Consider the following 13,657-nt stretch of genomic DNA (forward strand, 5'->3'; position numbering starts at 1 on the left):
TATTTTGCGCACTCATTTCGGCCTGGATTCGAGCAGTTCTGCACCTAACAAGTGCCGCTCATAACTAAGCTGGATACGGCGTTGCTAATCGACGACTCGTGACGAAAGGAACACCACCCGTGACCCCGCCGCACCACCCCCACGGCGCAACTGCCACTGCCCCACTGCTGGGGTCTGTCTTCGATGAACTTGGCCGCGAAATCGTCTCGGGTGAACACCCAGCAGGTACACAATTTACGCTGCATGCAATCTCCGAGCGTTTTGGAATTTCTCGTACCGTAGCCCGCGAGACCATGCGCGCACTGGAGCACGTGGGCTTAGTAGCCGCAGGCCGGCGGGTTGGCATCACAGTCTTAGAGCAACGACATTGGGCTTTGTTCGATCCGGCTGTCATCAGCTGGCGCTTAGCAGCTCCCACTCAGCGCAGTGCACAGCTGGCTTCCCTCAATGAATTACGGATGGCGGTCGAACCGGTTGCTGCACGGCAAGCCGCGGACAATGCCAGCCCGCAACAACGTGCCGAAATCCTGGAATTGGCTAGCACCTTGGTGCACTTAGCAAAAATGCCCGCCGAAGCGGGCAGGCAGGAGGACGACGCAGCAGACTTCCTAGCAACAGATTTACGTTTCCACTCACTGCTCCTGGAAGCTTCTGGTAACGAGATGTTCGCGGCACTCGTACCGGTATTTTTTGCCATCCACAGTGGCAAAACCGTCTTCGGTGTAGGTGCAGATAAGCCAGTGGCCAACACCCTGGATCTACACCAGGAGTTGGCCCAGTACGTTAGCGACGGCGACGGCATTCACGCAGAGCGCACCTCGCACGCTTTACTGCACGAAGTGGCGCGCTCCTTGGAGTAGCCGCCCCGACGGGTTCAAACTTTAGTGGTTTCCCCGGCGGGTTTTTAGCGGCTTACAGCATGCAAGAAACGCAGCCTTCTACCTCTGTACCCTCCAACGCTTGCTGGCGCAGGCGGATGTAGTACAGGGTCTTAATACCCTTACGCCAAGCATAAATCTGGGCTTTGTTGATATCGCGAGTGGTCGCAGTATCCGGGAAGAACAATGTTAAAGACAAGCCCTGGTCTACGTACTTCGTGGCTACCGCATAAGTATCAATGATCGCCTCGTAGCCGATCTCGTAGGCATCCTGGAAATACTGCAGGTTGTCATTGTCCATGTGCGGCGCCGGGTAGTAGACACGGCCGACTTTGCCTTCTTTGCGGATCTCGATCTTCGACGCAATCGGGTGGATCGACGAGGTCGAATTGTTGATATACGAGATGGAGCCTGTCGGCGGCACGGCCTGCAAATTACGGTTGTACAAGCCGTGCTTGGCGACGTCTTGTTTCAACTGTTCCCAGTCTTCTGCACTCGGCGTGGTGATCGAAGAATTTGCGAAGAGCTCTTTGACTTTCTCAGTCTGTGGAGCAAATTCGGCTGGGTCGTAGCTGTCGAAGAAGACTCCGCTGGCGTAATCCGATTGTGGGAATTCCGCAAAGTGTTCGCCGCGCTCGCGGGCCAGTTTGTTGGAGGCCTTCAAGCTGGCATACATCACGGATGCGAAGTATGCGTTGGTGAAATCCAGGGCTTCTTCCGAGCCGTAGTAGATGTGCTCGCGGCCTAAGTAGCCGTGCAGGTTCATCTGCCCCAGGCCAATTGCATGCGAGGTGTTATTGCCCTCACGCACTGATGGCACCGAGTTGATCGTGGTCTTGTCCGAAACAGCGGTCAACGCGCGGATAGCCATCTCAATGGTCTTTTCGAAATCCTGCGAGTCCATGGCCTTGGCAATGTTCAAAGAACCCAGGTTGCAGGAGATATCGTGGCCGACGGTGTCATAGCTCAGGTCGTCGTTCAGTACCGATGGACTGTTGACCTGCAAGATCTCTGAGCAGAGATTGGACATGTTGATCCGTCCGGTTTTGACCGGGTTCGCACGGTTCACCGTGTCTTCGAACATGATGTACGGGTAGCCGGACTCGAATTGCAGTTCGGCGATGGTCTGGAACAAGTGCCGCGCATTGATCTTGGACTTGCGGATGCGCGGGTCCTCCACCATGTCCTCGTAGTTGTCGGTAATCGAGATATCGGCGAATGGCTTCCCGTAGACGCGCTCGACGTCATAAGGCGAGAACAAATACATGTCTTCGTTGCGCTTGGCTAGCTCGAAAGTAATATCTGGAACGACCACGCCGACGGACAAGGTCTTGATGCGGATTTTTTCATCTGCATTTTCACGCTTGGTGTCCAAAAACGACAGGATATCTGGGTGGTGTGCGTTCAAGTACACCGCACCTGCGCCCTGTCGCGCACCCAGTTGGTTGGCGTAGGAGAAGGCATCTTCCAGAAGTTTCATTACTGGAATCACGCCGGAAGACTGGTTTTCGATGTGCTTGATTGGCGCACCGGATTCACGCACGTTGGACAGCAGCAGGGCCACGCCACCGCCGCGCTTAGACAACTGCAAGGCAGAGTTGATGGAACGACCAATCGATTCCATGTTGTCTTCGATACGCAGCAGGAAGCAGGAAACCAACTCGCCGCGCTGAGCCTTACCGGCGTTCAGGAACGTCGGGGTAGCTGGCTGGAACCGCCCAGACATGATCTCATCCACCATGGCCTTGGCGATCTCTTCGTTGCCGTCGGCAAGGAATAATGCGGTCATGGATACGCGGTCTTCGAAACGCTCTAGGTATCGACGGCCGTCGAAAGTCTTCAGCGTGTAGCTGGTGTAGTACTTGTAGGCGCCCAGGAAGCTCTGGAAGCGGAATTTGTAGGCATAAGCTTGCTTGAACAATGACTTGATGAATTCGAAGTCATATTGTTCGATCACGGACGGGTCGTAGTAAGAATTTTCGATCAGATAATCAATTTTTTCTTCCAGGTCATGGAAGAACACAGTGTTCTGGTTGACGTGCTGGATGAAGTATTGATTCGCGGCTTCGCGGTCTTTGTCGAACTGAATCTGACCATTTTCGTCGTAAAGATTCAGCAACGCGTTCAACGCGTGATAATCCAGCTGGTGATCGGTACTGACGGGTTCGGCGACAGTTTTGCCGACGTGATTGGTCACGGATGCAACCTTCCTGCTTTGAGACATTGTGAATTAAAAGGTGGTGAATTGAGAGGTCGTGAATTGAGGAGTTGTGGAATGAGATTCTGGAATTAGGATGCGAGATCTTCTACTAGGCCGAGCCGTTGTGCGTTATTGTCCAGACCTTGCCGGACTAGCTCCACGTCTTCGGCGGTTCCCATGAGCTCGAAGCGGTAGACATACGGCACGTTACATTTAGCGGCGATGAGGTCGCCTGCTTTGCCGTAGTCGGCACCGAAATTGCTGTTTCCGCCAGAAATGACAGCCCGTAAGTGTTTTCGATTATCGGGGTCATTCAGAAATTTAATAACTTGGGGCGGAACTGGTTTGGCGGTTGCTCGAGTCAACGAAACCCCTCCCCCATAGGTCGGACACACCAGCACGAATGGTTCATCAACACTCAGGTGGCCTTCCTGTGCTGGACGCAGCGGAATGCGTTTGGAGCGATAACCTAGCTTGTCGACGAATCGCTTAGTGTTTTCCGTGGTGGAAGAAAAATACACGACCAACATCGTGGGCCACACTCCTGTCTGCACACGGCAAAAGAAATGACTTGGGTTGACTACCTGAAGGTGACTGCTGGGCTCATTGTTAGGAATGGCCGCTGTCTATGGGAGAGGGGGAAATATGCAGTTATAACGATGTTCTGTCAGCGATTAGGCCGAGGCAGTAGCCATGGTCTCCGCCAATGCGCTCAGGCGCTCTGGACGGAACCCGGACCAGTGCTGCCCCTCTGCTACTACGACAGGCGCTTGGAGGTATCCCAGGGCCATGACGTAATCGCGTGCTTCATCATCCATGGAGATATCGATAACGTCGTAGTCCAGATCAAGTGCGTCCAGCTTCTTTTTAGTCATGGTGCACTGCATGCAAGCTGGCTTGGAGTAAACGGTGATTGCCATGGGGAGACTTCCTTGTCAGTACGCATCGGGCGGGTTTTTCGAGTGTTTCTCGATGAAGTTGTGTGGCAAGCCCATCGGCTCGCTTCGACTTCATCAACACTATACGTTGTGCCAATATGTCGCAATTACACTACATATAGTAGTTACATCTGTGGAATCCCCTGCTGGAGGTATTCACAGCCCCCACATCTAGCTCGCGGGCGAGTGATTACTTTCCCAGCCGAGAACACCTTTTCCAGCCCCCGTCAGCATTTCCGCAGGACGACTCACCACACCGTTATCAAATCGTTATACACGGATGTAATTTCACAGGCTGTGATTAGGCTGTGTACAAAATGTGGAAACTCAGCACAGGACGAAAACAGAAATCAGAGCAGGGTGAAAACATAGCAAAACCGCCGCCCCACTCAGTTAAGAGTGAGACGGCGGCATGATACAAGCTTCGGAAGAAACCCAGGTGAATTAGCCCTGACGTGCCTTGAAGCGTGGATCTTTCTTGTTGATCACGAAGGTTTTACCGTGACGGCGGATGACCTGGGCGCCCGGTTTCTTCTTCAGCGACCGAAGCGACTTGCGGACCTTCATCGGGCGCTCCTTTCTGTACGCAGCTACTACACAGCGTGTAGACAATAATTATCAGCGACCGCCCAAAACGGCGATCATAACACAAGCTGACAGTCTACCTATCTCACACCAGTTTTCTCAAATCCCAGTGTTTTCGTGCACTCTCGCCCTGACAGGATAGCTCGTCAACACTTGCTAATGCGCTTTACTTAGCCCAGCGTTTTTCCATAACCTCGCCGACTTCCTCCAAGCTGCGCCCCATCGTCTCCGGGATAAACACCCGGACAAAGCCCAGAGCAACCACACCCAGCATGGAGAAGGCCACGAAGGTGCCGGAACCGCTCAGAATCTCTGTGACTGGCAAGAAAAATTGTGCGACAGCCCAGTTCGCCACCCACAGCGCAAGACCGGCGATGCCCATACCCAGACCACGAGCCTGCACTGGCACAATCTCCGAGATCAACAGCCAGGTAGTTGGGGAAACCGCAGCCTGCTGGAAAGCGATAAACACAGCCATCAGACCTAACGAAACCATCGCCCAGGTGAAGCTTCCGTCGGCAAGACTATAGGTCAGAGCCAGCACCAACAGGGAGATAATATTTCCGGTCAGCCCCCACGTCAGCAAGCGTTTCCGGCCGACGACATCGATGATCTTCAGGCCTACCCAACAAGCAATAACGGAAACCACACCAATGACGATCGAGGTATACACCGCATTGGTGGTCGAGATACCGACCTCACTCATCATCGTCGGCGCGAAATAAATCACGGCATTTACGCCCGTGATCTGCTGCGTCACGCCGATCAGCATGGCAATCAGAATGGTCACCCGGATCCAGCGCATCTTTTTCAGCGCCTGGAATTCCTCTGAGGTTTTCGCACCACCGGAAGCGGCGGTACCGGCGTCGTAAAGCTGTTCTGCCTCAACAACGATTGACAGCTCTTCCAACGACATCCCGGCGCGAGCAGCCACCTCGCGGGCCTGATCGGTGCGGCCTTTGCGTGCCAACCAGACCGGGGTATCGGACAAGAAAATCATGCCAGCGGTGAGCATGGCACCCGGAATCGCGGCCATTCCCAGCATCAGGTGCCAGTTGCCAGTCGGTGCCAACAAGGAGTTGACCAGGTACGCCAGCAGCTGGCCGACGACGATCATCAGCGTGTTCAGGGAGACCATGCGACCCCGTACCGCGGCTGGGACCTTCTCCGCGATATACATCGGAACCACGATCGACACCGCACCGACGGCCACGCCCAAAAAGGTGCGCGCGGTGGCCAGTTCTGCGACGGATCCAGCCAACGCACACCAAATGGAACCAGCACAGAAGATCACACCGTTAACCAGCAGGGTCATGCGCCTGCCCCACCAATCCGCCACGCGGCCACCCAGCAACGCACCGATGGCGGCGCCAACCAGCAGCATGGCGGTAACGCGCCCTTCCTCGGCAGCGCTCATGCCAAATTCGGGGCTGATATATAACAGTGCGCCGGACATCACTCCGGTGTCGTATCCGAAAAGCAGGCCACCGATGGCGGCGAAAGCGGCGACCATTTTCACGTAACGACGGGTTTCGGTCGTTTCGGCACGGGAGGTATCGCGCGCACCAGTCTGATTATTCTCGGTCATTTTCACAAACACTCATTGTGTCAGGCGACTAGGCTAAAACCATGCCGAAAAACCCCAGCATGAAGCAGCAATCGATCATAAAAGCCCTGGGTGTTAAGCCCTTAATCGATCCAGAAGAAGAAGTTACCCGGCGCGTAAATTTCCTGGCGGAATACCTGAAAACCACCGGTGCACGAGGTTTTGCCCTCGGTATCTCCGGCGGCCAGGATTCCACCCTGGCAGGCCGTTTAGCACAGCTAGCAGTCGAAAAACTGCGCACAGAAGGCCACAGCACAAAAGGCCACCAGGTGGAGTTTTGGGCACTGCGCCTGCCGCACGGCCAGCAGCACGACGACGCCGATGCGCAGATGGCCCTGGAGTTTATTCGCCCCGACCACCGCGCCAGCATCGATATCGCTCCCGCCACCGCCGCGATGGATCAGGCTGCTGCCGCTGCCGTCGGCGAGACTAGCCTGAGCGATTTCAACCGCGGCAATGTCAAAGCCCGCCAGCGCATGATTGCGCAATACGCAGTCGCAGGTGCCCGCGGCCTGTTGGTTATCGGTACTGATCACGCCGCGGAAAACATCACCGGTTTCTTCACTAAATTTGGCGACGGTGCTGCAGACGTCTTACCACTGGCTGGGTTAAATAAACGACAGGGTGCAGCACTCTTGCGCCACCTCAAGGCCCCAGATGCTACTTGGCAGAAGGTCCCCACCGCTGATTTAGAAGACGACCGCCCGGGGCTTGCCGACGAAGAAGCCCTCGGGCTGCGGTACTCAGAGATTGACGATTACTTGGAGGGTCGAGAAGTCAGCGAAGAGACGGCCACGCGCATCGAGCGATTGTGGGATGCCGGCCAGCACAAGCGCCACTTACCGGCCACGCTTGCCGACGACTGGTGGCGCGACTAGACCAGGTTTAACCCAGCAGCTGCGCGGTCACCTGAGCTGCGCGTTGTAGTGGCCCCGCATACGCCGACCCATGCGTCAGCGCATGTACCGCCAGTGGGTGCAACTGATGCATCGGGATGAACTCGCGCCAATTTTTCGGCAGCGGCGAAACCTCGTGATAACCTGCGACAATCTCGTCGAAATGCGGGGCGCCAAATAGATCCAGCATGGCCAGGTCGGTCTGCGGATGCCCGCCGTGTGCCGCGGGATCAATGAACGCAGGCCCGTCGCTACCGAACAGCAGATTGCCCGTCCACAAATCACCGTGAATGCGGGCGGGCTTCACCGACCACTCCGCGGCGCGGATCGCCTGGCAAGCGCGTAGTACGTCGGCAAGCTCGTCGTCGGCAAGCGTGCCTGCCTGGGCTGCGGCGCGGGCGAATGGCTCGACACGCTGGCGAGTATAAAACTCTCCCCAATCGTCTGTAGGGATGCAGTCCTGTTGCTGGGTACCGATATAGTTCGGACCCTGCCAACCAGCCGGGGGTGCGCCAAAAGCAGGCGCTCCGGCGGCGTGGATGCGGGCTAATTCGGCACCAGCTCGGCGCGCGGCCTTAGCAGTCGGGGCCACCGATTCGATGTATGCCGTCTGCAGCTCATTGCGCTGCGTGTCCACGGCAACGATGCGGGGCACGCATTCGCTGGCTTCACCCAGCCACTGCAACCCTGCAGCTTCAGCCTCGGCAGCACGGTGTTCGTTCGGGCGTTTGGTGAAACTCTGCGTCATATCCCCCGATGGTACGGAAAGGGATCTGGACAGTTCATGGTGCTATAAAGGATCGGTATGAGCGAGACAACCGCAGACGGCACGCACGGGCACAACTTCGGGGATGCAGATCCCTCACAGAAAACTAACTCCCCGCAAGACACTGAGTCCTGGCAGCAAGAACTGCCCAGTTTCATGCGCAATTTCGAGCGCTTCGACTGGATTCTGTGGGGTCTGCTCGCTGCCTCAGGCATCTATGGTTTTGCACTGCTGCCATTCCGCGCGATGCTGCTGGTGGATCACCCCTTTTTATATTCCGCACTGAGTGGTTCAAGCCTGTCGGTGCTCGCGCTAACAGCAGAAAATGAAAACAACACCGGGCTGATCGTCGCTACGGTACTGGTCGCGGCTGTAAGCATGGTGAAGTTTTTGCCGCTGTTTTTCTTGATCGGCAAGCGCTGGGGCCCATCGTTTATCGATTACTCATTTATGGGCCATCCCCCGTTGTGGTTCCGGAAGCTGGAAAACTTCATCTACCGCCACCCGGGTTTTTGTCTGCTGCTGTCGTATATTCCGTTTTCGCCGATCCCAGCGACAATCATCGTCGTCATCGCAGGCATTAAACGCACCAAGGGCTGGATCATCGGCGCCTATGTGTTAGTTTATGCCATTGCGCTGAAGTGCTTCTACGTCTATTTGGGTCTGACCTTCGGTGCAACGGTACGCGAGACACTGGTAACCATCGAGCGTTACGTCACCTGGATTACCTTCGCCCTGCTGGGATACATGTTTTTCACGATGTGGCTGAAATCCAAGCGGAAGAAGGCACGTTTGCACACCATGGACGACGCCCATGGACTCAGTAATACGGACGGCAGGGCTGAGAAAGACGACCGGATCACGAAAGACAACGCGAACTAGTGGGGGGAGCTCGATGCTAGCCCGCCGACGGGGGCGACCCCACTAACAACAGCTAGCCCAGAGCCTGCGGGTTTTTCGGCAGCAACCGGCGAGTAACTACCACCATGAACGTGATCAGCAAAATAAACAACGCAGCATCAGCAGCAACGTAGAAATAATGCGTGGTCGAGCCACCTGCAAAATTTCCAGCCAGTACGGCATCGGTACGAATATTGAGGATCGGGCGAATCACCAGAATTTTGATCGCCAGCACCACGCTAATCGCGATGCCCAGGCCCCAGAGTTTCTGCCGCGACGGCCGACCCAGCAGCCGCACCAGCGTCGTAATGAGTACGACGGCCAGAATGACCTCGACGATGTTCATCGCGAAAAACACCCGTCGGCCAATGCCTAGCCCCAGTGGAATCGTGATCCCTGGGGCGGTGAATTTCAGCGGTGCCTCGATCAGGGAAATGCCAATGATCAGGCCCAACCAAATCGCAGGCAGGAAAAACAGTAGGCTCCGTTTTCCGCGGCCACCTCCGATGGGTTCCGAAGCCACCTTGCGTGCACTGCTTTTTCCGGTGCTTTTGTTCGAACTAGCAGTCTTTTTCATGCCTCCAGTTTAGCGGTTTGCCCTACTGCTATTGGCCAGAATTTTCTATTTCACATTTCTTATTTCAACAGAAAAATTTCTGTTAACCTCGAAATTGTGTCTGAAAAACTATCTTCTTCCCCTGACAAACTAGACATTCGCACTTCCGACCCGGCCGGGCGTGATCCGTTGGCTTATTCCCACGACGTCCATGCCCATGGCTGCCCGATTGTGCATGACGACGCCGGAGATATCGTCGTTGTTGGTCACGCAGAAGCCACCCGCGTCGCCCAGGATGCCGAAACCTTTAGCTCCGCGGTCTCGCGTTATTTGCAGATCCCGAACGGGCTGGATGGCGACAAGCACAGCGCTTTCCGACGCTTGCTGGATAACTACCTGAATGCCGACGAGGTTGCTCGTTACAGCGCAGATTTCCACCGGGTGGCCCGCGAGGTCATCGATGGTTATCTTGCCGACGCCCCCGCTGCCGGGGATGAAGTGAGCGTCGATGCCGTACAAGATTTGGGCTACGATTTTGCGGTGCGCGCCATGGTCGCCTGGCTGGGATGGCCACGCGCGATTGAGCCCCGGCTGAAAGAATGGGTGGAGAAAAACGCAGCTGCCACTCGCTCTGGGCAGCAGCACCGCACCGCCCGGGTGGCCCAGGAATACGACGAGATCATCAACGAGGTCGTCGGCGAGGTTCGTGCTGCCGGGCAAGATTGCGTGACCTACCGCTTGATCAATGACACCAGTTTGGGCCGCGAGTTGGAATTCGAAGAGATCGTGTCCATCCTACGCAACTGGACCGGCGGTGATCTTGGTTCGATGGCGAAATGCGTGGGAGTTTTGTTGCACGCACTCGCAAAAAACACTGCCGTACAAGAGCGCATCCGCTCCGGTGTGTCTTCCGAGGAGCTGGTGGCGCTTGTCGACGAGATCTTGCGCATTGACGATCCGTTTGTTTCTAACCGGCGGGTCACCGCCCGCCCGGCAACTGTGGGTGGCAAGCAGGTCGACGAAGGCCAGCGAGTGTATTTGCACTGGACTGCTGCAAACCGTGACCCGGAGACATTTGCCGACCCAGACGGCTTCGATCCAGAGGGGAATGCCGAGAAGAATCTGGTCTGGGGCACCGGGCCACATGCGTGCCCCGGCAAAGATCTGTCGATGGTAGAAATCGGCGCTTTTGTTGAGGAGCTGCTCGCAGTAGCCACCGTGCAAGCGAGTTCGCAGGCAGGCGCAGAACGCGATGAGCACCCGGTCGGCGGCTGGAGTAGCTTGCCGATTACTCTGCAACGGCGCTAAAAGGATAAGCCAAAGTCCCGGCGCCCCTGCCTGGATTGGATCCACGACACTCAGCTTTACCCTTGCTATCGCCGCTCGCTTAGCTCTTCTGAGCGTTAGCTATTTGGCTATAGACCCATTCCGCGCAAAAGAAAACAAGCAACGAAATACCCACTGGCCACACGCCGCCTATCTTTCCCGTCAACGCTAGCACCCCAAAAATGGCTGCACTAAGACCAGAAAGAAAAATAACAGCGGCGCATAGCTGCTTCTTTAACTGAAGCATTGGTTTTTGACCTCCATGATTCCTGAGGAGTCTCGTCCACGCACGAACTTACAATGTGTGCCGGTAACACAACAGACCCCTGCTCGGCTGATTGGCTGCCGCTTTCCGTATCTGTCCCCGGCTATTGCTACCTGCCATGAGTGGCATCACGACCGAAAAACGTGTCTCCATTGTGTCGAATATAAGTCGATGCCGGTCCCCTACAGTCTGTTTTACACAAACAAGAATAGGGTTATACGACAAAAAGTGTGTCCGTATCGGCGGGATTGACGCAGATAAAGACATAAAAACAACGCATTTATAATCCCCACAACGATATAAACGCCCCGAATACGCTCAATCCACGATCCAATGCAGAATCTGTGCTAAGCATGCGTGTTGCCTTAACGCATGAAGAAAAACAGACCACGCTGCCCCGTATGCACTGGGACAATGAAGAAAAACGGCACAACAACCAAAGGCACAACCCGATGGCGTTGCACCTCACCAACCTGCGGGGCATCCACAACAAAAACACGTCCAGACCGCCAACTATCCGCAGACTTCAACACCTTCATTAGCTGCATCTGCGGCAATGCCTCAATAACCGAAACCGCTGCTGACCACAACATAAGCCGACGCAGCCTGGAACGACGCTTCAACACCTTCTGGTTCATCGATATCCCCCACGACATCGACACAGCCCGCATCTACGACCAAATCTTTATCGATGGAACCTACACCGGCGCCGGATGCCTTCTTATCGCTGCCACACGCAACCACGTTGTCAATTGGGTATGGGCACACCACGAAACAACCGCGGCCTACCAGCAACTTCTCGAACCCCTACAAGCACCTGTCATGGTGGTCCTCGATGGTGGCCGCGGTGCCTATTGCGCCATCAAACAAACCTGGCCAACAACCCGCATCCAACGATGCCTAGTCCATGCCCAACGCGTCGTGCGCAGACATCTCACCTCCCGACCACGCACCGATGCCGGCAAAACACTCTACAAACTAGCCCTCGACCTCACACGCATAACCACAATTGACCAAGCCGCACAATGGACCGCCCACCTGCAACAATTCGACACCGTCTACCGCACATGGATGGATGAAAAACACTCAGCATCACAACCGGCAAGCGCGAATACACACATCTATCCGTGCGCAAGGCCTACAACAGCCTGAAACATCTCTACCAGCAACAATGGCTATTTAGCTTTCTCCAGCCACCACAAATACCAACAACCAACGAATACCAATGGGCATCAACTACCAACAGCCTAGAAGGCGGGATCAACGCGCAACTGAAACTACTGACCAGGCTCCACCGCGGCAGATCAGACAAGCGACAACGACGAATGCTCGAATGGTGGCTCTACCTGCACACCGAAAACCCCAGACCACCTATCGAAATAGCCAAACAACAAAACTGGGGGCGCGATGCACTCGCCAAAGTCAACACCACGCCCCACAACGAGAACGAAGCCGACCAGCAAACAGGACGACCAGCCCTCTACGACCAGGGTATCGATGTTGAATACACACACTCAATCGGTATCCGGAAAGGCCAGATCTAGGGAATTGGCGACACGCCGATCAGACACATTTTTGCTACTTAACCCAACCCCGACACGGGGTAGCAACCCCAGACACACTTTTTGTCGCATATCCCCAAGAATACCCCGAATAACCAGCGTAGATACAGCAAAACCCCCGGTCATTAACAACCAGGGGAAATGCAAAAAGTGGAGCTAACGGGACTCGAACCCGTGACCCCCACACTGCCAGTGTGGTGCGCTACCAGCTGCGCCATAGCCCCAGATTGAAACTCACCGCGATAATCAGTTGTTTCTCGCCGTCTGTTCAACGGTTGTTTAGTCTACACTTTCACCTTATGCGCAAACAAATCCCGCGCTCAGCATAGGTTTTCGGTTTTACCGAAAGCCCACCCGACCGCGGGATGCACCCGGTAATCGTGCAGATTACCGGGTTTAGCGCGCATTACTTGGACGCAACAGCGACTTTCACCCAGTCGTTGATGTCTTCAACTTCCAAGTCTTTGCCATCCATCAGAACGCGTGGGGTGGAAACGCGACCGACCTTGGATTCCAGGTCTTTAGCATTGGCCTCGCCAGCTTCGCGGGCCTTTTCCAGGAATTTGCCATTGCGAATGTCCTCGACAGCCTCGTCAGATGCTTCCATCTGCGCGGCCGCATCAGCGAAATCATCAGGGCCCCAGCTACGAGCAATATCCTGCTGGTTCTCGAACATAGCTTCACGCAGGTTCCACAGGGCATTGACGTCGTCATGCTCTGCTAATGCCAGCAGAGCGGCAACTGCCTGGGTGGAATGACCGTCGCCCTGGTTATCCAGGAAAGTCATAGGGTGAATCGATACGGCCAGGTTTCCAGCGTTGATTTCTTCCAGAGCCTCAGCATCCGTGGCTTCTGCCAAGTGTGCACAGTATGAGCAGGAGAAATCCTCATACAGATCAACGTGTGGGGACTTGTCGGCAGCACCAAACGTCAGGGTGTTGCCGTCAAAACTCGTTTCTGCGGAAACTTGCTTGATCTCCCAATTGGCAAATTTCTCTGCTTTCGCACCCTGTCCAGCAAGGACGATATAGGCAATTACTGCTACCACGATGGCCAGTACCGCGACGATGGCACCGATAAAGCCCGCGCTCGATTTCTGGTTCGGGTTGGTTACTTTCTTACTCACTCATCCACCTTGTTCTTCGTTGGTTCTCGCTTGCGAGAAGGTCTCAGTTAAGG

Annotated in this window: 12 protein-coding genes, 1 tRNA gene and 1 pseudogene; 5 read left to right on the top strand and 9 right to left on the bottom strand. The window is 55.4% G+C overall.

Annotated features, from left to right (window positions below; genetic code table 11):
- Positions 1 to 119 precede the first annotated feature (119 nt).
- A complete protein-coding gene (locus HMPREF1292_RS00885) occupies positions 120 to 860 on the top strand; it encodes a FadR/GntR family transcriptional regulator (RefSeq protein WP_023018334.1) in 741 nt (246 codons plus the stop codon).
- Positions 861 to 912: 52 nt separating this feature from the next.
- Here the strand turns inward: HMPREF1292_RS00885 and nrdE are convergent, their stop codons facing one another.
- The 5 genes from nrdE to HMPREF1292_RS00910 all read right to left on the bottom strand — a co-directional run bounded on the left by nrdE (position 913) and on the right by HMPREF1292_RS00910 (position 6,189).
- On the bottom strand, positions 913 to 3,075 hold the full coding sequence (nrdE, locus tag HMPREF1292_RS00890) for a class 1b ribonucleoside-diphosphate reductase subunit alpha (protein WP_021354052.1): 2,163 nt from the start codon (positions 3,073 to 3,075) through the stop codon (positions 913 to 915).
- Between the two features lie 92 nt (positions 3,076 to 3,167).
- A complete protein-coding gene (gene nrdI / locus HMPREF1292_RS00895) occupies positions 3,168 to 3,608 on the bottom strand; it encodes a class Ib ribonucleoside-diphosphate reductase assembly flavoprotein NrdI (protein ID WP_023018335.1) in 441 nt (146 codons plus the stop codon).
- 144 nt (positions 3,609 to 3,752) lie between these two features.
- Entirely contained in the window at positions 3,753 to 3,998 is a 246-nt protein-coding gene (gene nrdH, locus HMPREF1292_RS00900; RefSeq protein WP_021354050.1) for a glutaredoxin-like protein NrdH, read from the bottom strand.
- A gap of 462 nt (positions 3,999 to 4,460) precedes the next feature.
- Entirely contained in the window at positions 4,461 to 4,583 is a 123-nt protein-coding gene (gene ykgO, locus HMPREF1292_RS00905; RefSeq protein ID WP_021354049.1) for a type B 50S ribosomal protein L36, read from the bottom strand.
- Positions 4,584 to 4,767: 184 nt separating this feature from the next.
- Positions 4,768 to 6,189 carry a sugar porter family MFS transporter gene (locus HMPREF1292_RS00910; protein WP_023018336.1) on the bottom strand — a complete coding sequence of 474 codons (1,422 nt, stop codon included), beginning with the start codon at positions 6,187 to 6,189 and terminating at the stop codon, positions 4,768 to 4,770.
- A gap of 41 nt (positions 6,190 to 6,230) precedes the next feature.
- On the opposite strand from HMPREF1292_RS00910, the gene nadE reads away from it, so the two are divergent.
- Positions 6,231 to 7,085, top strand: a complete 855-nt coding sequence (gene nadE, locus HMPREF1292_RS00915) for an ammonia-dependent NAD(+) synthetase (RefSeq protein WP_023018337.1) — start codon at positions 6,231 to 6,233, stop codon at positions 7,083 to 7,085.
- A 7-nt stretch (positions 7,086 to 7,092) separates the two neighbouring features.
- Here nadE and HMPREF1292_RS00920 read toward each other — a convergent pair whose 3' ends face one another.
- Positions 7,093 to 7,851, bottom strand: a complete 759-nt coding sequence (locus tag HMPREF1292_RS00920; RefSeq protein ID WP_023018338.1) for a fructosamine kinase family protein — start codon at positions 7,849 to 7,851, stop codon at positions 7,093 to 7,095.
- A gap of 57 nt (positions 7,852 to 7,908) precedes the next feature.
- Here HMPREF1292_RS00920 and HMPREF1292_RS00925 point away from each other — a divergent pair, with 57 nt between their 5' ends.
- Positions 7,909 to 8,751 carry a hypothetical protein gene (locus HMPREF1292_RS00925; protein WP_023018339.1) on the top strand — a complete coding sequence of 281 codons (843 nt, stop codon included), beginning with the start codon at positions 7,909 to 7,911 and terminating at the stop codon, positions 8,749 to 8,751.
- A 52-nt stretch (positions 8,752 to 8,803) separates the two neighbouring features.
- Here the strand turns inward: HMPREF1292_RS00925 and HMPREF1292_RS00930 are convergent, their stop codons facing one another.
- Complete coding sequence (locus HMPREF1292_RS00930) at positions 8,804 to 9,346, bottom strand: hypothetical protein (protein ID WP_023018340.1); 543 nt, start codon at positions 9,344 to 9,346, stop codon at positions 8,804 to 8,806.
- 96 nt (positions 9,347 to 9,442) lie between these two features.
- Here HMPREF1292_RS00930 and HMPREF1292_RS00935 point away from each other — a divergent pair, with 96 nt between their 5' ends.
- Complete coding sequence (locus HMPREF1292_RS00935; protein ID WP_023018341.1) at positions 9,443 to 10,633, top strand: cytochrome P450; 1,191 nt, start codon at positions 9,443 to 9,445, stop codon at positions 10,631 to 10,633.
- Positions 10,634 to 11,288: 655 nt separating this feature from the next.
- Positions 11,289 to 12,460, top strand: a pseudogene (locus tag HMPREF1292_RS00945) (IS1249 family transposase).
- Between the two features lie 169 nt (positions 12,461 to 12,629).
- On the opposite strand, the gene HMPREF1292_RS00950 reads toward HMPREF1292_RS00945, so the two are convergent.
- Both HMPREF1292_RS00950 and HMPREF1292_RS00955 read right to left on the bottom strand, forming a co-directional pair.
- Positions 12,630 to 12,702 (bottom strand) — tRNA-Ala (locus tag HMPREF1292_RS00950).
- Positions 12,703 to 12,884: 182 nt separating this feature from the next.
- Entirely contained in the window at positions 12,885 to 13,604 is a 720-nt protein-coding gene (locus HMPREF1292_RS00955) for a thioredoxin domain-containing protein (protein WP_023018346.1), read from the bottom strand.
- Positions 13,605 to 13,657: the final 53 nt, after the last annotated feature.

It is taken from the genome of Corynebacterium sp. KPL1995, assembly GCF_000477935.1.
Classification (GTDB): Bacteria; Actinomycetota; Actinomycetes; order Mycobacteriales; family Mycobacteriaceae; genus Corynebacterium; species Corynebacterium pseudodiphtheriticum.